At 62.6% G+C, this 22,251-nt stretch carries 26 protein-coding genes, 1 tRNA gene and 1 pseudogene; 9 read left to right on the forward strand and 19 right to left on the reverse strand.

Annotation, left to right across the window (positions count from 1 at the left end; all coding sequences use genetic code 11):
• On the reverse strand, positions 1–297 hold the full coding sequence (locus tag ACM608_RS01330) for a hypothetical protein (RefSeq protein ID WP_419681157.1): 297 nt from the start codon (positions 295–297) through the stop codon (positions 1–3).
• Between the two features lie 92 nt (positions 298–389).
• Positions 390–1,226, reverse strand: coding sequence for a pantoate--beta-alanine ligase (gene panC, locus ACM608_RS01335; RefSeq protein ID WP_419681159.1), 837 nt, complete (start codon positions 1,224–1,226; stop codon positions 390–392).
• Positions 1,227–1,309: 83 nt separating this feature from the next.
• On the opposite strand from panC, the gene ACM608_RS01340 reads away from it, so the two are divergent.
• Genes ACM608_RS01340 through ACM608_RS01355 form a run of 4 tightly spaced genes read left to right on the forward strand, consistent with a single transcriptional unit; the run spans position 1,310 to position 4,173 of the window.
• Positions 1,310–2,119: a division plane positioning ATPase MipZ gene (locus tag ACM608_RS01340; RefSeq protein WP_419681160.1), complete on the forward strand. Its 810-nt coding sequence runs from the start codon at positions 1,310–1,312 to the stop codon at positions 2,117–2,119.
• Entirely contained in the window at positions 2,116–2,382 is a 267-nt protein-coding gene (locus tag ACM608_RS01345; protein WP_419681162.1) for a J domain-containing protein, read from the forward strand. Before ACM608_RS01340 ends, ACM608_RS01345 begins: the two co-directional genes overlap by 4 nt.
• 32 nt (positions 2,383–2,414) lie before the next feature.
• Positions 2,415–3,797, forward strand: coding sequence for a phosphoglucomutase/phosphomannomutase PgmG (pgmG, locus tag ACM608_RS01350; protein WP_419681164.1), 1,383 nt, complete (start codon positions 2,415–2,417; stop codon positions 3,795–3,797).
• Positions 3,798–3,840: 43 nt separating this feature from the next.
• Positions 3,841–4,173, forward strand: coding sequence for a hypothetical protein (locus tag ACM608_RS01355; protein ID WP_419681166.1), 333 nt, complete (start codon positions 3,841–3,843; stop codon positions 4,171–4,173).
• 12 nt (positions 4,174–4,185) lie between these two features.
• Here ACM608_RS01355 and ACM608_RS01360 read toward each other — a convergent pair whose 3' ends face one another.
• The 3 genes from ACM608_RS01360 to ACM608_RS01370 all read right to left on the reverse strand — a co-directional run bounded on the left by ACM608_RS01360 (position 4,186) and on the right by ACM608_RS01370 (position 5,977).
• Positions 4,186–4,488 carry a hypothetical protein gene (locus tag ACM608_RS01360; protein WP_419681168.1) on the reverse strand — a complete coding sequence of 101 codons (303 nt, stop codon included), beginning with the start codon at positions 4,486–4,488 and terminating at the stop codon, positions 4,186–4,188.
• A 140-nt stretch (positions 4,489–4,628) separates the two neighbouring features.
• A complete protein-coding gene (locus ACM608_RS01365) occupies positions 4,629–5,084 on the reverse strand; it encodes a YaiI/YqxD family protein (protein WP_419681170.1) in 456 nt (151 codons plus the stop codon).
• The gene (locus tag ACM608_RS01370) at positions 5,081–5,977 is read right to left on the reverse strand and encodes a diacylglycerol/lipid kinase family protein (protein WP_419681172.1); all 897 of its coding nucleotides are present in this window, start codon (positions 5,975–5,977) and stop codon (positions 5,081–5,083) included. The genes ACM608_RS01365 and ACM608_RS01370 overlap by 4 nt, the downstream gene beginning before the upstream one ends.
• Positions 5,978–6,178: 201 nt before the next feature.
• Between ACM608_RS01370 and hemB the strand changes: the two genes are divergently transcribed.
• A complete protein-coding gene (gene hemB / locus ACM608_RS01375; RefSeq protein ID WP_419681174.1) occupies positions 6,179–7,174 on the forward strand; it encodes a porphobilinogen synthase in 996 nt (331 codons plus the stop codon).
• Here hemB and ACM608_RS01380 read toward each other — a convergent pair.
• On the reverse strand, positions 7,160–7,675 hold the full coding sequence (locus ACM608_RS01380) for a hypothetical protein (protein ID WP_419681176.1): 516 nt from the start codon (positions 7,673–7,675) through the stop codon (positions 7,160–7,162). The two genes, hemB and ACM608_RS01380, sit on opposite strands and share 15 nt — an antisense overlap.
• Positions 7,676–7,757: 82 nt before the next feature.
• Between ACM608_RS01380 and ACM608_RS01385 the strand changes: the two genes are divergently transcribed.
• A tRNA-Arg gene (locus ACM608_RS01385) sits at positions 7,758–7,834 on the forward strand.
• 293 nt (positions 7,835–8,127) lie between these two features.
• On the opposite strand, the gene ACM608_RS01390 is transcribed toward ACM608_RS01385, so the two are convergent.
• Complete coding sequence (locus tag ACM608_RS01390; RefSeq protein WP_419681178.1) at positions 8,128–8,421, reverse strand: ArsR/SmtB family transcription factor; 294 nt, start codon at positions 8,419–8,421, stop codon at positions 8,128–8,130.
• Between the two features lie 1,346 nt (positions 8,422–9,767).
• Between ACM608_RS01390 and ACM608_RS01395 the strand changes: the two genes are divergently transcribed.
• Positions 9,768–10,151, forward strand: a complete 384-nt coding sequence (locus ACM608_RS01395) for an antitoxin Xre-like helix-turn-helix domain-containing protein (RefSeq protein WP_419681180.1) — start codon at positions 9,768–9,770, stop codon at positions 10,149–10,151.
• Between the two features lie 32 nt (positions 10,152–10,183).
• Here the strand turns inward: ACM608_RS01395 and ACM608_RS01400 are convergent, their stop codons facing one another.
• From ACM608_RS01400 to ACM608_RS01440, 9 genes are all read right to left on the reverse strand, one after another.
• Positions 10,184–10,534, reverse strand: coding sequence for a nuclear transport factor 2 family protein (locus ACM608_RS01400; protein WP_419681182.1), 351 nt, complete (start codon positions 10,532–10,534; stop codon positions 10,184–10,186).
• Between the two features lie 4 nt (positions 10,535–10,538).
• Positions 10,539–11,576: an NADPH:quinone oxidoreductase family protein gene (locus ACM608_RS01405; protein ID WP_419681184.1), complete on the reverse strand. Its 1,038-nt coding sequence runs from the start codon at positions 11,574–11,576 to the stop codon at positions 10,539–10,541.
• 32 nt (positions 11,577–11,608) lie between these two features.
• Positions 11,609–12,841: an AMP-binding protein gene (locus ACM608_RS01410; protein WP_419681186.1), complete on the reverse strand. Its 1,233-nt coding sequence runs from the start codon at positions 12,839–12,841 to the stop codon at positions 11,609–11,611.
• Positions 12,832–13,586 (reverse strand): IS5 family transposase gene (locus ACM608_RS01415; protein ID WP_419681188.1). Its coding sequence is split into 2 segments (ribosomal slippage): positions 12,832–13,242 and positions 13,245–13,586, totalling 753 coding nucleotides; the frame shifts between segments, so codons are not numbered across the junction. Before ACM608_RS01415 ends, ACM608_RS01410 begins: the two co-directional genes overlap by 10 nt.
• Before the next feature lie 55 nt (positions 13,587–13,641).
• Positions 13,642–14,019: an AMP-binding protein gene (locus tag ACM608_RS01420; protein WP_419681190.1), complete on the reverse strand. Its 378-nt coding sequence runs from the start codon at positions 14,017–14,019 to the stop codon at positions 13,642–13,644.
• Positions 14,020–14,031: 12 nt separating this feature from the next.
• Positions 14,032–15,042: an NAD(P)H-dependent flavin oxidoreductase gene (locus ACM608_RS01425; protein ID WP_419681192.1), complete on the reverse strand. Its 1,011-nt coding sequence runs from the start codon at positions 15,040–15,042 to the stop codon at positions 14,032–14,034.
• Positions 15,043–15,272: 230 nt separating this feature from the next.
• Positions 15,273–15,935, reverse strand: coding sequence for a TetR family transcriptional regulator (locus ACM608_RS01430; protein ID WP_419681194.1), 663 nt, complete (start codon positions 15,933–15,935; stop codon positions 15,273–15,275).
• A gap of 74 nt (positions 15,936–16,009) precedes the next feature.
• A complete protein-coding gene (locus tag ACM608_RS01435; protein WP_419681196.1) occupies positions 16,010–16,792 on the reverse strand; it encodes an SDR family NAD(P)-dependent oxidoreductase in 783 nt (260 codons plus the stop codon).
• 47 nt (positions 16,793–16,839) lie between these two features.
• Positions 16,840–17,733: a hotdog domain-containing protein gene (locus ACM608_RS01440; protein ID WP_419681198.1), complete on the reverse strand. Its 894-nt coding sequence runs from the start codon at positions 17,731–17,733 to the stop codon at positions 16,840–16,842.
• 52 nt (positions 17,734–17,785) lie between these two features.
• Between ACM608_RS01440 and ACM608_RS01445 the strand changes: the two are divergent.
• Positions 17,786–19,016 (forward strand): annotated as a pseudogene (locus ACM608_RS01445) (acetyl-CoA C-acetyltransferase).
• Between the two features lie 44 nt (positions 19,017–19,060).
• On the opposite strand, the gene ACM608_RS01450 reads toward ACM608_RS01445, so the two are convergent.
• Positions 19,061–19,477 (reverse strand): GFA family protein, encoded by a 417-nt coding sequence (locus ACM608_RS01450; protein WP_419681200.1) that lies wholly within the window; start codon positions 19,475–19,477, stop codon positions 19,061–19,063.
• Positions 19,478–19,614: 137 nt separating this feature from the next.
• Between ACM608_RS01450 and ACM608_RS01455 the strand changes: the two genes are divergently transcribed.
• Entirely contained in the window at positions 19,615–20,709 is a 1,095-nt protein-coding gene (locus ACM608_RS01455) for a phosphotransferase (protein ID WP_419681202.1), read from the forward strand.
• Positions 20,710–20,749: 40 nt separating this feature from the next.
• Here the strand turns inward: ACM608_RS01455 and ACM608_RS01460 are convergent, their stop codons facing one another.
• Together ACM608_RS01460 and ACM608_RS01465 are read right to left on the reverse strand one after the other, a co-directional pair.
• A complete protein-coding gene (locus ACM608_RS01460; protein WP_419681204.1) occupies positions 20,750–21,091 on the reverse strand; it encodes a hypothetical protein in 342 nt (113 codons plus the stop codon).
• Complete coding sequence (locus ACM608_RS01465) at positions 21,075–22,247, reverse strand: hypothetical protein (protein ID WP_419681206.1); 1,173 nt, start codon at positions 22,245–22,247, stop codon at positions 21,075–21,077. Before ACM608_RS01465 ends, ACM608_RS01460 begins: the two co-directional genes overlap by 17 nt.
• Positions 22,248–22,251: the final 4 nt, after the last annotated feature.

Below are 22,251 nucleotides of genomic sequence, written 5' to 3' on the forward strand. Positions count from 1 at the left end.
TTACGCGACGCGGCGGGCGGTCATGCCCAGCCAGGCGCGGGCCTGCTTCTGCGCCTCAACGATCTCCCGCGCGGTCATCTCGTCGGCGATCTCGGTGCGGTAGTCGGCGGCCTCCTCATGACCGCGCACGGCGGCGAGGTTGAACCACTTGTGCGCCTGGATGAGGTCGAGGTCGACGCCATCGCTGCCCGAGGAATAGGCGATGCCCAGCTGATAGAGAGCATCGGTGCTGCCCCGCGCGGCATCGCGCAGGCGGGAAGCCATCAGGAAATTCGCGGTCTCGACACTGTGTCCCATGTCCGCCCTCGCTGGATCGGGTTGATGGGAGCCATTTGGGGCCGAGAGTTAGAAGAAATGGTTAACGGACACCGTAAGCATCGGAAATGGCGCTAAATTGCCAGATTATCGATAAGCCGCGTGCCACCGATCCGCGCGGCGGCGAGAAGTCGGCCCGAAATGGGGAGTGAATCGACTGGTTGAAGCGTCTCGGCATCGCAGAGCGATACGTAATCGACCGAATCGAAACCGCCGTCGAGGATGCGTTTGGTCGCCGCTTCGAGGGCCTCCGTGACGGTCGCGCCGCCGCGCAGGGCATCGGCGGCTTCGCCAAGGGCGCGGGGGAGGGCGCGGGCCTTGGCGCGATCCTCGGGCGTGAGGTAGGCGTTCCGGGACGAGAGGGCGAGGCCGTCATCCTCACGCTGGGTCGGCACGCCGATGATCTCGAGTCCGAGATCGAGGTCGCGAACGAAGCGGCGGATCACCGCCAGCTGCTGGAAGTCCTTCTCGCCGAACAAAGCGATATCGGGCCGGACCTGGTTGAAGAGTTTGGTGACGACCGTCGCCACCCCGTCGAAGTGGCCGGGCCGGGACTCGCCATCGAGGCCGCCGCTGACGCCCGTGACGGAGACGTTGGTGGCAAAGCCGTCCGGATACATCTCCTCGACCGAAGGCGCCCAGAGGAGCGCGCAACCGGCCTCCTCCAGCATCTCGGCATCCCGCGCTTCGCGGCGCGGATAGCGGGAGAGGTCCTCATTCGGTCCGAACTGCTTCGGGTTGACGAAGATCGAGGCGACCACACGGCTGGCGCGCAGCCTCCCCTCGGCGATCAGCGCCATGTGCCCGGCGTGGAGCGCGCCCATCGTCGGCACCAGCGCAACCGTCTCACCCGCCGCACGGAAGGCGGCGACGGCTTCGCGAAGGGCAGCGACGGTACGGACGATTTGCACGACTAGAGGGCCTTGGCTATGGGCGGGGTGCGCGTCTTTAGGGGGCCGCGCTGTGGCCAACAAGGGGCAGGATCGGGCATTCTATGGCAGGCGCAAAGCCGCATTTCATCGTGTTCGCCAATGAAAAGGGCGGCACCGGCAAGTCGACCACGGCAGTCCATGTCGCAGTCGCGCTGACCATCACCGGGCGCAAGGTCGCCTGCCTCGATCTCGATCAGCGCCAGCGCACGCTCTACCGTTATCTCGAGAACCGGGTAGCCAGCGCCAAGCGGCTCGCGACCGATCTCGCCAGCCCGCGCTTCGACGTTATCAAGGTGCAGACCGACGAGGGCTTCGACGCGCAGATCGCCGAGCTCTCGGAAGGGGCCGAGGTCATCCTGGTCGATACGCCCGGCCGCGACGATCCGCTCGCCCGCCGCGCGGCGACGATGGCTGACACGCTGGTGACGCCGGTCAACGACAGCTTCGTCGATCTGGACCTGATCGGGCAGGTCGATCCGGAGACGTACAAGATCCGGCGGCCGAGCTTCTATGCGGAACTGGTCTGGGATGCGCGCAAGGCGCGGGCGAAGTCGGACGGCGGCACGGTCGACTGGGTGCTGCTGCGCAACCGCCTGCAACATCTGGAGGCGCGTAACATGCGCCGCGTGGGTGCGGCGATGGACGAACTGTCGAAGAAGGTCGGGTTCCGCATCATTCCCGGCCTTGGCGAGCGCGTGATCTACCGCGAGTTGTTCCCCAAGGGGCTGACGCTCCTCGACGTCAAGCAGCTCGGCGAGCTGGGCATGAGCCACATCGCCGCGCGTCAGGAGCTGCGCGAGATGGTGTCCGCGCTGTCATTGCCGCCCGCGGGTGCGCTGGCCCCATTCAAGGCGCTGGAGCCCGCGGCTTGAAGTTCCTGCTGCTCGCCGCCATCGCGGTGGGCCTGTGGCTCTGGCTGCGCCCGAAGAAGGCCGCTTTGTCGGTGGGTGAGGCGCGCCGCGTCCTCGAACTGCGGCCGGATGCCACGCGGGACGACATCGTTGCGGCGCACCGTCGGCTGATCCGCAAGGTTCACCCCGACGCGGGTGGTTCATCCGATCTGACGCGTCGGGTCAACGCGGCGCGGGATATTTTGCTGGCGCAGGTCAACCGGACTGACACAAAAGCATTATAGCTGCGAAACAACCTAAGCAGGGAGCCTACCCCATGACGCATCGCTTCGACCCGACCTCGCTCCGCGAATACGACATCCGCGGTATCGTCGGGCAGACCCTTGGCGAGGCGGATGCCTATGCGATCGGCCGCGGTTTCGCGACGCGCGTGCGGCGGGTCGGCGGCAAGCGGGTGGCGGTGGGCTATGACGGCCGCACCTCTTCGCCGATCCTGGCGGATGCGCTGATCAAGGGCCTGAACGAGGGCGGCGTCGATGTGGTCAACATCGGCATGGGACCGACGCCGATGCTCTATTATGCAGAGGCGACGCTGGAGGTCGATGGCGGCATCCAGATCACCGGCAGCCACAACCCGGCCAATTACAACGGCTTCAAGATGGTGCTGCAGCACGGCCCGTTCTTCGGCGCCGACATCCAGGACATCGGCCGCCTCGCCGCCGAAGGTGACTGGGAAGAGGGCACCGGCACGGTCGAGAAGGCCTTTGTCGAGGATCTCTACGTCGACCGGCTTCTGCAGGGTTATGCTGGCGGCGCGTTCAAGATAGGCTGGGACTGCGGCAACGGTGCGTCCGGGCCTGTGGTCGAGAAGTTGACGGCCAAGCTGCCGGGCGAGCACCACCTGCTGTTCACCGAAGTGGACGGCAACTTCCCCAACCACCACCCCGATCCGACGGAGGAAAAGAACCTCGTCGACCTGAAGGCGCTGGTGAAGGAGAAGGGTCTGGACTTCGGGGTCGCCTTCGACGGTGACGGCGACCGGATCGGCGCGATCGACGGCGAGGGCCGGGTGATCTGGGGCGACCAGCTCCTTGCGATCTTGGCCGAACCGGTGCTGCGCGAGGTGCCGGGGGCGACGATCATCGGCGACGTCAAGGCGAGCCAGGCGCTTTACGATCGCGTCAAGGAGTTGGGCGGCACGCCGCTGATGTGGAAGACCGGACACAGCTTGATCAAGGTGAAGATGAAGGAGACGCACTCTCCGCTCGCCGGCGAGATGTCGGGTCACGTCTTCTTCGCGCATGACTATTACGGGTTTGACGACGCGCAGTACGCCGCCGTCCGCCTGATCGGTGCGGTGCGGGTGCTGGGCGGATCGCTGACCGCGCTCAAATCCGCCATGCCGGTCATGATCAACACGCCGGAGATGCGCTTCCAGTCGAGTGAGGACCGCAAGTTCAAGGTCGTCGACGAGGTGCTCGACCGGCTGGAGCAGGCGGGTGCCGACGTGAACCGCACCGATGGCGCGCGGGTGAACACCGCCGACGGCTGGTGGCTGCTACGCGCGTCCAACACCCAGGACGTGCTGGTCGCGCGCGCCGAGGCGAAGAGCCAGGAAGGGCTCGATCGCCTGATGGAGCAGATCAACGAGCAGCTGCGTCGGTCGAATGTGGAGCCGGTGCTCGCCGGCGGGCATTGACCCGGTCAGCGCCCGTTCACGCGAACGCGTGCAAGGGCCCGGCATGATCAGGCGGTCGGCAATGGTTGTGCTCGGGCTGCTGCTGGCCTGTCCGGCGGCGGCTTCTGCGGCGGAGCAGGATCCTGGCGAAGGCACTCTCTACCGGCTGACTCCGGAAGAGGCGGAGGCGGCGGTGGCGAGCGCCGATACACAGGGCGGCGTGGATCTCCAGCCGGCAATCAACGGCGCGGATCGCATCCACGGCACCGTCGGCGCGATGATCGGGACCGGAGGCGCGCGGGGCATCTTCGGTGCGGCGGACATTCCCCTGGGCGAGAATGCCGGCGCCTCGATCATGTTCGAGTCGACACGTTATCCTTCGCGCCGCCGGCGGTAGTTGGCTGGGCGGTCAGTTGACCGAACCCGGCACCCATTCGGCGAAACCGGTTGCGACCTGCGCGGCGGCCACGTCTTGTCCGTTGACCGTGCAGCGCGCGATCGTCAGCGCCCCGCGCGAACCCTGCACCGTACAGCGGAGAGGCCGTCCCAACACGATGCGGCCGAGCGACGCGCGCTGCCTTATGCGGAGGGCTTCGGTGGTGGCCGCCGTCCGGACGCCCGCGAGAAGGACTTCCGGGCCGGAATAACATTGGAGTGTCACGCCGCTGGTGACGTGGACCGCGACACAGAGGAACGAGCTGCCGGGGATCATCGGAGGTCAACCGGCCGATGGGCGCTCTGATCCATTCGCAACCTCAAAAAAGAATGGGTCCGAAATGAACAACGTTATGATGGATCGCGGGGTCGGTCTCGTCGGCATTGCGATGCGTCGGCGTCCGGCGAAGGTCGCCTTCACCGCCTGAGCCGCATCAGGGCGCTGTCCAGCGCTTGGAGGAAGCGGGAGCGGTCGGCCTTGGAGAAAGCTGCCGGGCCGCCCAGCTGTTCCCCGCCCGCGCGCAGATCGGCCATGATCGCGCGGGTGGCGATTGCTGAACCGATCGAGCTGGTCGTGAACGGCTTGCCGGTCGGCGCGAGAACGGTGGCACCAGCCTTCAGACAGCGATCGGCAAGCAGGATGTCTGCGGTGACGACCAGAGCCTTGTCGTTGGCGGCCTCGGCGATCCAATCATCGGCCGCGTCGAAGCCGTCGCTTACCACAACGCGTTCGATTAGCGGATGCGCGGGGATGCGGAACGGGCTGTTGCTGACAACGGCGACGGGCACGTGCAGGCGGAACGCGACCTTGTAGATCTCGTCCTTGACCGGGCAGGCGTCGCCATCGACCAGGATACGGACTTGGCCGGTCACGCCCTTGGCGCCGCCACCTCGATCACGCCGGCGGCGACCCGCGCCGTCACCGGCGTCCGGGCCAGCACCTCGCCATCGATCGAGATCGGCAACGGCCGGTCGGTCTCGATGCGCACCGCCTTGCCGATGAACTCGCGGGTCGTCATCCGGCGTGCGTCGAGCTTCAGCAAGGCGGTCAGCCAGCTCCACATCAGGTAGCTCTTCGTGTGGCCCGTCACCGCCTGAACGACGATTCGGCCATCATCGACCTCCGCCTCCTCGATCAGTTCCGTCCCGCCGTGGAAGCGGCCATTGGCGATACGGACCTCCAGCGCGCGGAATGTCTCCCGCCGATCGCCCTCCGACAGGGTGACCTGGAACGAGCGGAAGCGGGTCATCTGATAGGCCGCCCAGCTGAGATAGCCGACGCGGCCGAGCGCCTTTTTCAGGCCGTGGGGCACCGTCTCGGCGATCAGCGGAGAGACGCCGAGCGCCGCGCAATTGGCGAAATAGTCGCCGTCGATCATGCCGAGGTCGATGCGCCGCCTCTGCCCGTTGGCGATGACGTCCACCGCGCCGTCGAGATCGAGCGGGATGTTCATCGTCCGCGCGAAGCTGTTTGCCGTTCCGAACGGCAGCAGGGCGAAGACGGTATCCTTGCCCACGAAGCTGTCGACCGAACAGGAAAGCGATCCGTCGCCTCCGCCGACGATCACCATCGGTGGTTTGTCCTGGAGAATGCGACCGACGGTGGGGATCAGCTCGCCCGGCTCCTTGATGCCGTGCACCGACAGCAGCTCGACCCCGGCACCGGTGAGCTTCTCCCGCGCCTCGCGCATGAGCTTTTCGCCGCGTCGCGACTTGGTGTTGACCACCAGGACGGCCTGTTTCGGGAGTGGTCTGGGCTGGGTCACCGCCGCTCAACGCTCCCCCGTCGGCTTCGATGCACCAGGAACCCCGCCCGTCGAAAATTGTTGGTCCGCCGTTACGAATGGCATGAGGATGGACGTGATGAAGGGCATCCTGCTGTGGCTGATCGGCATCCCGATCCCGATCATCATCCTGCTCTACCTCTTCGTCTTTCGTTGAGACGCCAGAGGGCGCTAAAGGGGGGCATGACCAGCGCCGCCTTTCCCGCTCTCCGCCTCCGCCGCACCCGCAGCGCTCCATGGAGCCGCGCGTTGGTCTCCGAAGCGGCGGTCACACCCTCGGACCTGATCTGGCCGTTGTTCGTCACTGAGGGCAAGGGGATAGAAGACCCGATCGCCAGCATGCCCGGCGTATCGCGCTGGTCGGTCGATCTCATCGTCGAGAGGGCAAAGGAGGCGCGAACACTCGGTATCCCGTGCATCGCCCTGTTCCCCAACACCCCGGCGGAACGTCGCTCCGATGATGGACGCGAGGCGGTTAATCCCGACAATCTGATGTGCAGCGCCATCGCCGCGATCAAGGATGCCGTGCCGGAGGTTGGCGTACTGACCGACGTGGCCTTGGACCCTTACACCAGCCACGGCCATGACGGGCTGCTTGATGCGAAGGGCCGTATCCTCAACGACGCGACCAGCGATGTGCTGATCGAACAGGCTCTGGTGCAGGCGCGCGCCGGCGCCGACATTGTCGCGCCGTCCGACATGATGGACGGGCGCGTGGGCCGTATCCGCGCCGCGCTGGAGGCGGACGGGCACCATGACGTGCAGATCATGGCTTACGCCGCGAAGTACGCGAGCGCCTTCTACGGCCCGTTCCGCGACGCGGTCGGGTCACGCGGGCTGCTGAAGGGGGACAAGCGCACCTACCAGATGGATCCGGCGAATGCGGAGGAGGCGCTTCGCGAAGTGGCGATGGACCTCGCGGAGGGTGCGGATACGGTGATGGTGAAGCCGGGCCTCCCCTATCTCGACATCGTCCGCCGGGTGAAGGACCGCTTCCAGGTGCCGGTCTTCGCCTATCAGGTGTCCGGCGAGTACGCGATGATCGAGGCGGCAGCGGCAGCGGGCGCGGGGGATCGTGACGCGCTGGCGCTGGAGACGATGCTGGCGTTCAAGCGGGCAGGGTGCTCGGGCGTGCTCACCTATTACGCCAAGCGGGTGGCGGAGCTACTCGGCGACTGACCGAGGGGCGATCTTCGTGGCGATCGCGGAGAGGGTCGCCTGCTCGGCCGACTTGATCGCCGTCGCCCGGGCGATGACCTCCGCCGTGGCTTGCAGGTCTGCCTCGCTGGAGGGAGCGGCGGAGGTGATCAGATCGCGCGAAAGCTGATCGAGCTCGTCGGTCGCGTCGTTCAGTTCCGCATGATGTGTGCTCAGCGCGGAGAGCGCCGTCTGCGCCGCAACCCATGCTTCTCCGCCCTCGGGACCCGCTATGGCCGCCTTGCCCTCCGCGTCGGGAACGCTGAGGCGGAAGGCAGCGTCGGCGGCGTCGATGCGCGCACCGATCGCGCTCAACCTGGCCGCCGTCTCCCCGCTGACTGCCGAGGGAACGGGTGCGGGAGGCGCAGCATCCGCCGAGCGGGCGCTCTCGGCCGGCCGCAGCGCGAGCGACGGAAAGCCTCGGTCCTTCTCGGCGCAGCCAGCCGCCAGCATCGTCAGGACCATCGCTGTCAGCCGCCGCATCATCGCGCCGGTCTAGGCTGCGCCAAGGATCGCTGCAACGGGGTTGCGCAGCAGCGCCCGCGCGACTATCAGCCCCTCCAACGCGCCCGTAGCTCAGCTGGATAGAGCATCAGACTACGAATCTGAGGGTCGGACGTTCGAATCGTTCCGGGCGCGCCATACACTGCCAATCTGCTGTTGGGACCACCTTACCCTGGCCCTCTGCCAATCTTGAAGTGCTCCTGTGGCTGTATCCATGCGGCGATCGCTGATCAGACGGAGCTCGCTCGCATGAAAGATTGTAGGTGGCTTTGCGGATGAATCAGTCCCGCATCCGGGCCCTTAGGGCTTTCACTTACCTTCGTCCTCGCCCGGGGATGCCCAACCCCCACAGGCAGTGGCGTCCGAGCGTCTCACCATTGCCAGCTAGCGAAGCGTCTCCACCTTGCTGGGCAGAGATCTAGATCGCCGTCCTACCCCTGATGTTCCGTCGGACACATGGACTGTAGGAAGGATGTAAGAAGATTCAGCGCCGGCGGGTTGATACGGTATATAATCGACCGGCTTTTCCGCTCAGCGGTGAGCAGGCTCGCACTAGCAAGCGCTTTGAGATGTCCGCTTAAGGAGTTTTGCGGAATTCCAAGCCGGCGCGCTAGCTCGCCCGCTGGAAGACCGCCGTCCCCGACAGTAGCCAGCAACCGAACGGTTTCGAGACGAGTCTCAAACGCAAGCGCTGAGAGCGCCAACACGGCAGCCCTGTTCTCCATTTTTTCCTTCGCGGCCCTGGCACGATCCACTCTCGTGGCGCCCTATGGCTGTCGACGCCCCCCCCAAAAAACTTCGAAGGCGCCGAAACCATCATACAGCTCACGCTGTCGCGTCCGCAATACCACCAACGTTTTCATTCGACATATCGAGATATGTTGATATGTCTGATGATCTCACTTTCAGTACATAGAGGGTGGGGCGCGTGACGAGAGACAATCGAGCGAAGGAGTCGCAAGATGAATCTGCACACACACTGGGCTCACTCAGCCGAGATTTCTCATCGTCAGCCAGACCCTACGGCTTCATCTCCGAGCCAGCACCACCGCTTACGTCGGTTTTGGTCGTTAGGTACGCAACGCCTCCTGTACGTCGCGGCAGAAACCGGTGCCCGCTGTGTCCGAGACAGATTGCGCGTGGACCCCGTCGAGTGGCTGACGACGCCGCGCAATCTATTCGACGGCCAAGCTGCTGTCGAAGCATGCCGGCACGACGAAGGGTTCCGCCGCGCGATGGTGCTGCATGGTCTTTCGGCTAACTTAAACGCCGCGCCTGACGTGGTCGCCCACATTCCCGCAACCGAGTTCCTGAGCAGCCCAGCTCGCGCAGCACTAGGGATAGTTCCACCTAACTTTGGGAAGGCCCCCAGATCGAGCCCCGGACGAAAGCCTGCCCTATACTCCGGAACAATCACGGCCGATCTCAACAACTGTGCCGTTCAGATATTCTTTGCAATGGTCGCACACAGTCCGGGCGAGGTCCGCGCCCGCGTTCGACACCGCCTAGGGCCGCTGCTAGAGGATCAAGCGATCGTCCGTCTTGGCTTCGACTGGAGTGAGCCTCTCGCCTGCGCGATGGTCTCCGAAGCGATGGCCGATCTCCTGACTTTGGTGGAGGAAGAACCCGGATCCGATCTCGGGCACGGCTTAGATTTCCAAGTCGAACAGCGGTTCACATCATAGATGTTACAGCTCCTCGCCGCTTCAACTTCCAACGGCACTTCGGAGTCATCAAGGTGCTAAAGATCAAAGTTGAACTTTGGCCGCAAGGCGACGAACGCAGCAAGCGGCTGATTGCGGAAGCAACAATTGCCAATGTGGGAGCAAACCGGCTCGGTAATAGCTATACCGTCGAGTTATCCCAGAAGCCATGTCCCGAACTTAGTATCGAGGGGTTTGAGACAGCTTTCGATATCTGTGCCACAATCGGCGTCAAAGCGTCTGGGCGCTCCTGAAGCGGATGCTGGAGGAGGCGGAGATGCCGAGGTCACTGCGCGCTTCGAAAGCGGGCGAGTACGCAGACCCAAGTCGACAAGATCCGGACGAGGAGCCTGCAGGATGCGACAGCCATGATCGATGATGCGAACGATCTTGGTGGTCCCGCTCTACGAACGTTCTTCGAAATAGCTGAGCGATGGTCCCTCACCGACGAGGAGCAAAGGCAGATCCTCGGCCTTTCAAGCAGTTTTGCCCTGCATCGCTGGAGGACAAAAGCGCAGCGTAAAACGCCCCTGTCCCTTCCGCACGACACTCTCGAACGAATCGGCCACATCATCGGGATCTATCGATCGGTCCATACTCTTCTGCCGCTGGCGCCAGCAGCTGACCGATGGATCCGAGCTCTAAATACGGCGCCGCTCTTTGGCGGGCGTTCGGCTCTGACCAGGATGTTGGAAGGGGACATATGCGACTTGCGCGCGGTACGAAGCTACCTCGACGCTGCGTTGGTATGAGTGCAGCTTAATCACCAAAACCGATGCGCTCGCTAGCCGAGCCGATGCGTGTAAACCTCATTATGGCTGATCAGCCCGCCAGTGAGAACTACATGGTCAAAACCGCGCAGGCGCAAGGCGTTGGCACCGTCTCCTACAGTTAGGTGCCATCTAGCGCAGAACCCGCCTGAGATCGCCCACAACTGGTCCGCTTCATATCGCCAGGCCGGCATAGTTGCGAAGAGGCGGGTAAGATGGGTGGCGAGAGCCTCCGTACCGATCAAGCCCTGGGGAACGTGCTCGTCGTAGTATCTGACCTCAGCGTGGTAAAACGATAACACGGATGCGACAGACTTGATCGTCCACGCTTCTAGCCATCGGCGATTGAAATCCTCTAAGTCCATCTATTCAGACCTCATGTGATAGGCTGGTAGCAAAGGACGAACCAACGGTTTGGATCGTCACCACGCTTCTGCCGACAGAATCTCTCTCGGCTAGTCTCTGAAGCGCCTGACGTGCCTGATCCAACGGTACAATCGCTTGCGGAGCGGGGCGGATGCGCCCCTCCAGCCACCATGCGAGGATCTCATCCCTTTCTCGTCGATAGAGGTCCGGATGATCGACAGCGAATGAGCCATAGAAAACGCCGCGCATATCGCACTCTTTCAGCAGAACTAGGTTCAGCGGAAGCCTTGGAATACCTGCTGTGAACCCGAGGACCAGATATCGCCCTCCTTTCGCGACTGTACGAAGGGCCGCCTCGCTGTAGCTGCTCCCGACGGGATCCAGCACGACGTCCGCTGCTCCGGACGGCAGCTTGTCTTTGAACGACCGGGCTAGCTGATGGGATGCGCTTGTAGAGCGCAGTCGCTCATAAACGACAACCTCATCCGCTCCTGCCGCCCAACACGCTTGTTCCTTCTCTGCGCTCGACACGGCAGCGACAACGAACGCCCCGAGCAACTTGGCGAGTTGGACTGCGGCAAGTCCAAGGCCCCCTGCAGCCCCGAGCACCAACAGCCGAGATCCGGGGGTTAATTCGCCTCTGTCACACAACGCATGAAGCGCCGCGCCGAACGTGAAGAGCAATGCCGCACCTTCGACCGGGTTGCTCTCTTCTGGTACGGCGACCGTGTCACAGGCTTTCGCCACTAGGTACTCGGCAAGTCCCCCGCTCAGCGCGGTCGCCAGCACCGGTTCGCCGGGTCGTAGATGTGAGACGCCACTCCCCACAGCATGGACGTAGCCGGAGACCTCGCCTCCCGGAGCGAATGGCCGAGTTGGCTGATATTGATAGCGATCGTTGATGATGAGGGTGTCAGGATAGTTGAGGCCGCAAGCTAAGACACGGATGCGTACCTCTCCCGCTTTTGGCAGCGGAAGCGGAAGGTCGCCGAGCTCAAGCTTTTCAGCCGGACCCGGAGCTACCGAGATGAGGGCTCGCATGCGAGAGGCCGGAGCCAGTGCGCCCTGATGGTTCAAGCCTCTACCTTGGGCGCTGAGCTAACGATTGACGCCTGGTCCCAGTACCTCTCTCGAATGATCCGCTTGAAAAGCTTGCCCGTGGGCTGGCGCGGCAGCGTGTCCACGAAATCATACTGTCGGGGCACCTTTACCCCGCTCAACCTCTCTCGAGCGTAGGCTTCCAGCTCCTGAGCTAGTGTGGGCGACACATGAGCCGGATCAACGGGTTGTACGACGGCAACAACCCGCTCTCCCATCTCTCCATCTGGCGCGCCGATCACGGCGACATCTTGCACCTTGGGATGCGTGATCAGAACGTTCTCAATTTCCGCCGGATAAATGTTTACGCCGCCAGATATTATGGTGAAAGCTTTACGGTCCGTGAGGAAGAGGTAGCCGTCCTTATCCACATGGCCGATATCGCCGTAGGTTGCCCAGCCATGCTTGTTGCGGCTTTCAGCCGTCTTCTGCGGGTCGCCGAAATACTCACTGAGGTTATCAGCCTCAAAGTAGACTCCCCCGCTTATGCCAGCCTCAACCTCCTCACCATCGTCGTCGCATATATGCAATTTCCCGAGAACTGCGCGTCCGACAGACCCTGGACGAGCCAGCCACTCCTCCGGACCAATCGCCGTGCCACCGAAGCCTTCGGTACCCCCGTAGTATTCGTACAGAACGGGACCCCACCAGTCGAGCATCGCGCGCTTGACGTCGATCGAGCAGGGTGCGCCAGCGTGCAACGCAACCTTCATGGACGACACGTTGTAGCGCTCCTTGACCTCGCTCGGCAGCTTGAGCAGCCGAACGAAGTGCGTCGGCACCCACTGGCTTGCGTTGACACCGTAGCGCTCGATGGCGGCAAGTGCGCCCTCGGGATCGAACTTGCCCGACATGATCACTGTGCCACCAAGCGCTTGGATCGCCATAGCCCAGCGAAGGGGAGCAGCATGGTACATTGGGGCTGGTGTCAAGTAGACGCTATCCGCCCCGAGCCCAAACGCCGCTTTCACCAGGTTTTCGAGTGCGGTCGGTTGTTCGATCGGTCCTCCCTGCATCGGGAGTCTCACACCTTTCGGCCGACCGGTCGTGCCGGAGGAGTACAGCATTTCGGATCCGGCCGATTCCACAGGCAGCCTGTCCGTCGGCTGATCCTCCAAGGCGGTCTCAAGCGAGGAAAGCCGGCCGTCCAAAGGCGCTGAGCTCTCTCGATAGCGGACGAGCACACTAGGGTCCGGACTCACAACCACCAGATGACGGTGGCGGCGAGGGCGATGGCGCTCATGAAGTTCTTGATGTTGCGATCGAAGCGGGTGGCGAGCCGCCTCCAGTCCTTGAGGCGGCAGAACATGCGCTCGATGACGTTGCGCTGTTTGTAGATGGTGCGGTCGTAGTCGTACTGGACCTTGCGGTTGCAGCGCGGCGGGATGACGGCCTGGGTGCCGCGCTGGTCGAGCCACTCGCGCAACTCCTGACTGTCATAGCCCTTGTCGGCGACGAGTTCGACGGATGGGGGCAGCGCCGCGATGCAGGTCTTGGCGACCTTGCAGTCGTGGACGTTGCCGGGCGTCAGCAGGAGGACGTGAGGGCGGCCCTTGGCGTCGCAGACGGCATGGACCTTGGTGTTCCGGCCGCCTTTGGTGCGGCCGATACCATGGGCCAAGGCCCCCCTTTTCCACCGCCTGCGCAGCGGTGGACCTTGATGCAGCTGCTATCGATGAACAGCCGGTCCGGCGCGTCGTCGGCGCCTGCCAGCGCGCTGAAAATCCCCTCCCAGATGCCGCGCTCGGACCAGCGCACGAAGCGATTGTAGAGCGTCTTCTTTGGCCCGTACACGTCCGAGCAGTCCACCCAGCGACCGCCGCAGCGGAGCGCATGCACGATCCCGCTCAGCACCCGGCGATCATCCACACGTGCCTTGCCGCGAACGTCCGTCGGCAGCAGTGGTGCGATCCGCTCCCACTGCGCATCGGAAAACCAGAAGAAATCAGCCATTCCACCGCCTCCACACCAACGCAGTGAATCACGATCCAAGCGGTAGCAAAAGCCGTTATTGGGTCCGGACCCTAATGTCTTGAGCCACCTCGGCAATCGCCTTGGCAGAATGCACGTATTCGTCGGCGCAGATGATCACGCGTGCAGCGCTGTCCTCGGCTATGTACAGCGCTTCATCGGGGGTGAGATGCGTAGAAAGCGCGGTGAAGTAGAGGCCCGCACGCTGCGCCGCCCACGCGCAGGCGAAGAACAATGGCTCATTCGGGAGCATGACTGCGATGCAGTCTCCTTGGCCAGCGCCGAGCGAGCGAAAAAGGTGCGCCAGCTGATTTGATCGAGCTTCGAGATCTCCATAGGACACCTCCAGCCCGGTCTCGGCCATGATGAGGGCAGCCTTATTCGGCGTCGACTGCGCGTGTTGGAAGATGTGCATCTCGTACCGCCCCTATGTGGTAACCGGAATTGCCTTCGCTGAGGCAACGCGTTCAGTGGTAAGGTCAGCCAGAAGCCGAATGCGATCTAACGCTTCGGCCATGATCCGTTCGATCAGGTCACGTACGGTCGGAACGTCATGTATAAGACCTTGAACAACGCCAGCCGTCCAGATGCCGGCGTCCAGATCTCCGCTCGTCAGGCCGGCTCGCCCACGATCACCAGCTACGAGCGGCAGGAGCTCCTCGAGGCCGCGGTTGTCCCGCTCCAGTTCTATAACCCGTTCGCTGATCGCGTTTCGTGCAACGCGAGCGGTGTTTCGAACCGATCGAAGAATGAGCCGAGTCGCTCGCTCGTCTGCGGCGACAATCGCCTCCTTGAAGCGGTCGTGAATAGGCGCCTCTTGCGTGGCACAGAACCGAGTGCCCATGTTGATACCGTCAGCGCCAAGGGCCAGAGCAGACACAAGGCCGCGCCCGTCCGCGAAGCCACCGGAGGCCAAAACGGGAACCGTAAGGCGATCGGCGGCCACAGCAATAAGCACCAGGCCCGGAATGTCATCCTCCCCCACGTGACCCGCGCACTCGAAGCCGTCCATTGAGATCACATCAACTCCCAGAGACTGCGCGGTGAGCGCGTGTCGAATCGATGTGCATTTGTGAATGATCTTGATGCCGTGGGCCTTGAGCCGTTCTACCAGCTCAGCTGGGTTCCGGCCCGCCGTCTCAACGATCCCGACCTTCTCCTGTATGACAGCGGCGCAGAGCTCGGAGTAGCGCGGCGCGTCGATCGTCGGGGTCAAGGTGAGATTAACAGCAAAGGGACTGTCAGTGAGCTGGCGACAGGCACTGATCTCAGCCCTAAGCGCCTCGGCATCACGGAAGGTCAGAGCTGTGATTGTTCCCAGGCCGCCCGCTCGGGACACCGCAGCGGCCAGGCGGGCTGTTCCGACATGCTGCATGCCGCCCTGCATTATCGGGTAACGTACGCCGGTCAGGTTAGTGAAGCGCGTCGGCAATGTCACCGGTTCAACCCTGCGCCTTGGGCAATCGCCCGTGTTCCGTCACGCATAGACCTGCAGATCCGATTCTGAGGCAGGGCTCGGCAGCATCAACGGCTCACCCAATCTTGCGAACTGACCCTCTTCCACCAGCTGCCGAATGCCGCAGACTGAACAAACAGTCAATGAACACACCTCAGCATCGGTCAGCTGCGTTTCACGATTACTGCTGGGACGATGCCGACCCTTTTCGGCTAGAGGCTGGGCCGAGCTGCAATGCCCGCAACTAGCACATCGAAAATGGTGTCCGCGAAGTCACGGCGGAGATCGTCATTGATCTCCTTAACTCCGAACGTGTGATTAAGAGGGGTCTTATATGCGACCAGGTGCTCGCAAGCGCCCACCACCATATGATAAAAGTGCATGGGATCGATCGGACGGAACAGCCCTTCCCGGACGCCTTGCTCTAGGATCGCACGGTGAAAATCCGCCACCGGCTTGATGAAGATCTCGCTGATGTGACGGGAGCGCTCTTCGTCTGCGTTTTGCTGCAGATGGTTCAGCAGCCGGTTCGTGAAAGGAGATCGAACGTAGGCGCTTACGACGCCACGTATATGCAGCCGCAGCTTCTTCTCGGCGGAGTAGTCTGAAGCCGCTAGTGCGGCCATGTCGCGTGCGGCGGCCGCAGTATGCCGCTCCACCACCGCCATGAGCAGCCCCTCCTTGCTGCCGAAGTGGTACTGCACCAACGCCGCGCTGTTGCCGGTGCGTAGCCCCACCTCGGTCAGTGGAAAGTCTAAACTGTCACGCTCACGCATGATGTCCGCAGCAGCGGTGATCAACGCCTCTCGAGAGGCCTCGCGGGCGAGGACACGGGCGTTCGGCGTGCCCAGTTCCCGCTTCGCCCTCGAGACCATCGAAAACCTTTCATTCTATCGCATTGCAGTTGAAGCTTAAGCAGCCCGTTGGCTGATTGACAAGCGAGTGGGCCTCAGCGCGGCGCCATTCGAACGGCACCGTCCAACCGGATTTGCTCGCCATTGATGTAGCCGTTCTCAATCATGAAGATGGCAAGCCGAGCAAACTCTTCCGGGTGTCCCAGCCGTTTGGGGAAGGGAACCATCGCGGCGAGCCCTTCAACGAGTTCCTTTGGCCCAGCTTGAACCAAGGGCGTCGAGAAGATCCCCGGCAAGATCGTATTCACACGTATGCCGTCGTTCATGAGATCGCGTGCGATCGGCAAGGTCATCCCGACGATCCCCGCCTTCGAGGCGGAGTATGCCGCCTGACCGACTTGACCATCCTGCGCCGCAACAGAGGCCGTGCTGATGATCACACCACGTTCCCCGTCGGGACCGGGAGCAAGATCCAGCATGCCAGCTGCGGATTTGGCGATACAGCGGAAAGTCCCGACTAGGTTGATCTGGATGATCCGGTCGAACTGATCTAGGGGGTAGTGGCGGCTCAGCCCTGTTTTGCGATCGCGGCTCGCCGTCTTAACCGCATTGCCCGTACCAGCACAGTTAACCAGGATGTTCTCCTGACCGTGAGCGCTTCGCGCCTTTGAGAAAGCAGCATCGACACTGGCTTCATTGGTGACATCGGTCGAGCAGTAGATGCCGCCGATCTCTCCAGCTACCGCTTCGCCGCGAACTTGGTCGAGATCGAAGATCGCCACCTTCGCACCCTTCGCGGCCAGAGCGCGTGCAGTAGCTTCGCCGAGCCCGGAAGCGCCGCCTGTCACAATAGCCGCTTGCGTACCATTCAGTTCCATCGATTACTCCAAACTGAGGGGCCTGGTCACACGCGACCTGCCCGAGATTATCGTGGGAGGCTGGCGCCCGAAGGCGAGCCGAGTGGCTCTGTGAGCAGCGTCATCAGGCCGATTGCAGTGACTGGTGAGCCGGGAAGGCCGCAGCGAGCAACGGCCTCAATCGTAGCAGCGGAGCGCCCGACACGCGTCGCCTGTGGGGTCACCACAAGCGGCATGGTGGCGATGGAAGGTCTCAGGTACTGAACTGTCAGCGAGCGCATCAGCAGGCTTTCCGCCGACACCAGATCGCTACGGAAAACACGACCTGCTAGGTCCATCGTCGCGGCGATAACCCCGCCGTGATACGCCTGAACTGCTACTGCACCTTGAAGTCGCTCTCGCGGATGAACGAGCAGGTCCTCACCGCTACTTTGAACACCAAGGTACGAGGAAAAGCTGTCAAACCCGCCCTCAGTAAAGATTTCCCGCCCGGCCCAGTCGATCGGCTCGGAGATGCTCCCGCCGGGATGTGTGCTGTGAATGAAATGGCCGCGCGCTAGCGCGACGACCCGGCCACCTGCGCCTTGTGTCGCAACAGCGTCGGCAACTGCCGTGCGCCCGAAGAAACGCACATCGCGAGCTTCGATCTCGATCGACATGCCCGGCATGATCTCACCGACCCAGTCGACACGAAGCTCCAAGGTGGTCGTCGCTCGGTAAGGCCTCTCGGCAAGGCCAATCGAACAGCCGATTGCGTGGTCAAAAAGAATCGTAACTGCTCCGGGCGCGATCCTTCCGTCAGCATCACAGACCTGAGCTTCCGGCAGCTGCCGGATCTTAAATATCGGGCTCAGAGAGCAGATTTCCGTTCCGAAGACGTCGAGGACCGGACAAGAGAACTCGCCCTTCGCCGGTAGCGCCCCGTGCTCATCGGCGTACCGAGATGATGATTGTCCTCCCATACTGCGGTTGGTATCGGGCTGGCTGAACGGACAGTCAATGGGATAGTGCGTGATGGCTGAAGTGTGGGTGATTGATGCGGTGCGAACCCCGCGGGGTATAGGAAAGATTGGCAAGGGAGCTTTGGCGGAGGTTCATCCGCAGCGGCTTCTAGCTCCCCTGCTAGAGGAGCTTCGCGATCGAAACGATCTGCAAACCCGAGACGTTCGATGACGTGGTCATTGGGTGCGGCACCCAATGGGGCAAGCAGGGGTTCTGCATCGCCCGAATGTCGGCCCTGGATGCCGGCTACGACTACGATGCTACGGGCGTGACGCTTGATCGCTTTTGCGGGTCCGGTCTAACGGCAGTTGGCGTCGGCGCGATGGGGATCTGGTCGGGCATGCAGGACCTCGTCGTCGCCGGCGGTGTGGAGTCTATGTCTCACATCTCGACTCTGGGCCAAGGAGTTCTGGCTGACTCGGGCAATCTCCACCTTCGGGCGCGCGTTGCACAACCGCATCAGGGCATCTGCGCCGACATGATCGCCACGCTGGAGGGGTTCTCACGCGATGACGTCGACCGGCTCGCGCTCGAAAGCCAGCGGCGAGCCTCAGAGGCGATGGGCCAAGGGCGGTTCGCGCGAAGCCTCGTCACCGTTCTTGCGGACGATGGCACCGTACTGCTCGAACAGGATGAGTACCCTCGCCCCGGTACGACGCTGGAGGGCCTGGCAGGGCTCAAGCCAGCCTTTCCTAGCTTGTATGACATGTCGCTTGATGAACACGGGAGCACCTTTCGCGCATTCGTCGAGCGAACGCGCCCGGGCCTCGAGATTGATCATGTTCACCATGCCGGAAACAGCTCCGGCGTTGTCGACGGTGCCGGTGCGATGATCCTGGCGTCCGCAGACTACGCCCGTGCGAACGGATTGAAGCCGCGCGCAAAGATCAGAGCCATAGCCAATGCAGGCGATGATCCGGGCATGGTCCTCAATGCTCCGGTCCCGGCTGCTCGGAAGGTTCTGGCAAAGGCTGGAATGTCAGTGAAGGACGTCGATCTGTGGGAGGTCAATGAAGCATTCGCGGTGGTACCGCTGAAGTTCATGCGGGATCTCGAGTTATCCCCTGAGATCGTCAACGTGAACGGAGGCGCAATCGCGCTGGGTCACCCCATCGGCGCGACAGGCGCTATGCTGATCGGGACCGTCCTAGATGAGCTGGAGCGTCGCGATCTAAACGTTGGAGCGGTGACGCTTTGCGCTGCCGGCGGCATGGCGCCGGCTCTCATAATCGAGCGAGTCTGACACTGGGCTTGGGACGGGCGCGGCCCGTCCCAAGCATATGGAGCTTAGGCGCCGGGCACGGGCGCATTCTCTTGAAACTGCGGCATGGCTGGGTCGAGCGCAACCCAGGGCTGCGCACTCTTGCACCAAACATGGAATTGAGGCTGGAGAGAACTCACGTCGTCCAGCGTACCAGCTTTGACGATCGTCACCTGCGGTGCCTCCGCCAGAACGGAGAAAATCGGCGATCCACATTCCGGGCAGAACTGCCGATGCAGCGTAGCGCCGCTGTCCGCTTTGTCGTCATAAATCTTCAGCTCGCCTGTGCGAGTGACTGCCTTGCTAGGTACGGCGACCACGATCGAAAAAGCGGAGCCGGCCTGCTTTTGGCAGTTTCTGCAATGGCAAATCGCGGTGGCGAAGGGTTCGCTGGCAACCTCATACTTCACCTGACCACATAGACACTGTCCGGTCATGGTCATGATCTACTCTCCTCGCCATCTACCCGGCCGGTAATCGGACCAAGGCCTTGCCTTCTCACTGCCATACCTCTCTATGTCAATCGTTGACTATACAGTCAGCCAGCCTAGGCAGGCAGAGTTTTTCAAGGAGAGTTTTCGTGGCTAGTGAGGTGCTGGCAGATCGCCAGGTGGTTGCCGAAACTCCTGAGCACATCACACCAGAGGTGATGACCGATTTGCTCCGAGGTGCGGGAGTCTTGCCGGAGGGGCATGTTGTCAACGTTCGCTTTTCGCCCGTTGGAGTAGGCCTCCTGGGGGATACGGTACGTTTTGAGATTACGTACGATGCGGATCGTTCCACCGCTCCGCTGACACTTGCCGCAAAGTTCGCGGCGAAGGACCCCGTTGCCAGGCGGACGGGCATTGACCTCGGCCTATACCTTACAGAGACTCGTTTCTATCAGGAACTGGCACAGACCCTCGCCGTCAGAGCTCCTCGCTGTTACCACGCCTCGATCTCGGACGGAGGCGAGTTCTGCATCCTCCTCGAGGATGTCTCGCCTGCACGTGCGGCGAACCAGGTAACTGGTTGTTCGCGCGCTGATGCAGAACACGCGATGCGTCAAGCGGCGGCCATACACGCCCCGACATTTGGCGACTCTAACGTCTGGGACGTGCCGTGGATGAAGGCTCGGCGTGCGATATTTTCAGGCGTGGCGGCAAACTTCGACGCACATTTGGCGGAGTTCCGGCGACGATACTCCGATCTGCTGGAGCCCGAGTACATGAGGCTTGCCCAGAACTTCGCGTCTAAGGTCTCAGTCTTCGTTGAGCAAATGCCAGAACGCTTCAGCCTTATTCACGCAGACTTCCGGCTTGATAACATGCTCTTCGACGCAAACGGCGGTGCGGATCCCCTCGTCATTCTCGACTGGCAGAGCGTCGCTCCTGAAAATCCCGCTTTGGACTTCGCGTACTTCCTTGGCACGAGCTATCCGGTCGACCACCGGCGGCGCGATGAGGACGATCTGCTCCGCCTCTACCATGATACTTTACTCGAACAGGGCCAGAAAGACTACGGGATCGATGATATCCGGCAGGACTATCGACGCGGTGCCTGGCTGGGATTGTTCACGGCGATCTTCTCGTCCGCAGTCGCCAAACGGACTGAGCGAGGCGACCAGGTCTTCATGACCATGGCACGAGGCGCAGCGGCCCAGATGCTAGACCATGAGACCTTGAAGATGAAGTGAGGAAGCATGCGATGCCTCGGTTCGTCGAGGCATCGCAAACCTACCAGGACAATCCTGGCGGGCGGCCGGAAGCGTCTAGCACGCGGTCAGTGCCGACCCCCAGCGGCGCGTACTGACCGACAATGGTCGTTTCGAAGGCACCGAAGCCGGTGACTTGTGCGCCGTCCGCCCCTGTCAGCGTGGCTACTGCGAACTCCTGTACATGGATGTTCTCGCCAGCATTCGGGTCGAGCGAGGCCAGGTCCAGATCCTCTCGCTCGACTGCAAGTGCCCCATGATGGATCCCGTGCGACCATGACCTGTGGCTGTATCCGATCCCTTGCATCTGGAACCGGCCTTTTGGTGCCAACTCGATCGTCACGAGCTCATCGCGATCTTCCATGATCAGCTTTCCTCGAGCGCAATGACGCGTGTTGGGCACCAGATCGACGTCGATGCTCGCCCCCTTGTAGTGATGCACGCCGTCTGCGGTCGCTCCGTCTGGGCAATAGGCCGCCCCGCTGTTCCAGATTCGTCCTGTTGACTCGGCCATCACGTGGAAGAAGCGGCTGTGATCCGGGAATTGAAGCGGTACCCAGCCGGGCCGACAACACGGCGGCCAGGACGCTGCCCATGGCCCCCAGGAGGACTATCGCCACTGCGTATATCGATAGGTGGACGCGCGCCGAGCGGAAGCTGGCGAACGCAGTAAAGGAGGGCGGACCGTCGTCGGATCCGAACGTCGTCGACCAATGATAGATCGCCAGCCGGCTTATGACCTTCGCTGGCGCCCGCCACGTCCCGGTCCGGATCGGCTCTCCCTGCAGGTAGGGCGTCCAGAGCGCCGGCTCCAGCCGACGGACGTTTCGCAACGGGCTGTGCTGACCTGTCAGCTGCTGCTCCAGGTCGCGGATCAGGAAGTAGTGTATCCTCCCAATCGCGAAGACGCTGTCGCCAATGCGCCTGGCGACAGCGTCGGGATAGCTGCGGCGTTCGTTGAAGCGGAACTCCGTTGTCTCGGTAACGCTCGTCGCGGTCGTGAGACGCCAGTCACCCGCCGCGATCTCCGTACTGAACAGGTCGCGCGCCCTCCCGTCCAGATGGATGCGAATCCGGACGTAGCTGCAGCCACCGGTCGCCCGCATCCTGTCGCAGAGGCCATCGCCGAACGTCACGATCGTACCGTCCACCGGAGTCATGGCAAGCGGCTCGGTCGCAAGATCCCGCCCGACGTCTAGCATCTGCACCGTCAGGTGCGGCTTCCCGTCGATCTCCGTCGGATAGGAAGTCGCGTTTCCGCTGCCGGCGACGACCGGGTCGTTGAAAACGGCCTTAAGGGTCTCTCCGTACCGGAGCGTCGCGCCGAGGTCACTTATGCTAGCCAGACCTACAGGGACTGGGAAGAACAAGTGGAAGCGTAGGAGGTTCGTGGGGTCCGCGAGTCGGAAGCCTACATCGAGAAAGTTGAAGTCAGCTGACAGGTCGCGCCAGAGATTGACGTGGAGGTCGAGCTCCGGAGTCGGCGCGCCGACCTCGATCGCATCGAACCACAGGGCCAACGTT

This window comes from Sphingomonas sp. ID0503 (assembly GCF_048565625.1).
Taxonomy (GTDB): domain Bacteria; phylum Pseudomonadota; class Alphaproteobacteria; order Sphingomonadales; family Sphingomonadaceae; genus JBLZUR01.

What these genes read in the sequence shown, in the direction of transcription:
- ACM608_RS01420 (WP_419681190.1), bottom strand. Translation starts at nt 14,019, where the DNA reads ATGCACATCTTCCAACACGCGCAGTCGACGCCGAATAAGGCTGCCCTC.
- ACM608_RS01460 (WP_419681204.1), bottom strand. Translation starts at nt 21,091, where the DNA reads ATGGAAGATCGCGATGAGCTCGTGACGATCGAGTTGGCACCAAAAGGC.
- ACM608_RS01360 (WP_419681168.1), bottom strand. Translation starts at nt 4,488, where the DNA reads ATGATCCCCGGCAGCTCGTTCCTCTGTGTCGCGGTCCACGTCACCAGC.
- ACM608_RS01330 (WP_419681157.1), bottom strand. Translation starts at nt 297, where the DNA reads ATGGGACACAGTGTCGAGACCGCGAATTTCCTGATGGCTTCCCGCCTG.
- pgmG (WP_419681164.1), top strand. Translation starts at nt 2,415, where the DNA reads ATGACGCATCGCTTCGACCCGACCTCGCTCCGCGAATACGACATCCGC.
- ACM608_RS01430 (WP_419681194.1), bottom strand. Translation starts at nt 15,935, where the DNA reads ATGGTCTCGAGGGCGAAGCGGGAACTGGGCACGCCGAACGCCCGTGTC.
- ACM608_RS01390 (WP_419681178.1), bottom strand. Translation starts at nt 8,421, where the DNA reads ATGGAGAACAGGGCTGCCGTGTTGGCGCTCTCAGCGCTTGCGTTTGAG.
- hemB (WP_419681174.1), top strand. Translation starts at nt 6,179, where the DNA reads ATGACCAGCGCCGCCTTTCCCGCTCTCCGCCTCCGCCGCACCCGCAGC.
- ACM608_RS01440 (WP_419681198.1), bottom strand. Translation starts at nt 17,733, where the DNA reads ATGGGAGGACAATCATCATCTCGGTACGCCGATGAGCACGGGGCGCTA.
- ACM608_RS01405 (WP_419681184.1), bottom strand. Translation starts at nt 11,576, where the DNA reads ATGCGAGCCCTCATCTCGGTAGCTCCGGGTCCGGCTGAAAAGCTTGAG.
- ACM608_RS01355 (WP_419681166.1), top strand. Translation starts at nt 3,841, where the DNA reads ATGATCAGGCGGTCGGCAATGGTTGTGCTCGGGCTGCTGCTGGCCTGT.
- ACM608_RS01400 (WP_419681182.1), bottom strand. Translation starts at nt 10,534, where the DNA reads ATGGACTTAGAGGATTTCAATCGCCGATGGCTAGAAGCGTGGACGATC.
- ACM608_RS01340 (WP_419681160.1), top strand. Translation starts at nt 1,310, where the DNA reads ATGGCAGGCGCAAAGCCGCATTTCATCGTGTTCGCCAATGAAAAGGGC.
- ACM608_RS01450 (WP_419681200.1), bottom strand. Translation starts at nt 19,477, where the DNA reads ATGACCATGACCGGACAGTGTCTATGTGGTCAGGTGAAGTATGAGGTT.
- ACM608_RS01395 (WP_419681180.1), top strand. Translation starts at nt 9,768, where the DNA reads ATGATCGATGATGCGAACGATCTTGGTGGTCCCGCTCTACGAACGTTC.
- ACM608_RS01380 (WP_419681176.1), bottom strand. Translation starts at nt 7,675, where the DNA reads ATGCGGCGGCTGACAGCGATGGTCCTGACGATGCTGGCGGCTGGCTGC.
- ACM608_RS01435 (WP_419681196.1), bottom strand. Translation starts at nt 16,792, where the DNA reads ATGGAACTGAATGGTACGCAAGCGGCTATTGTGACAGGCGGCGCTTCC.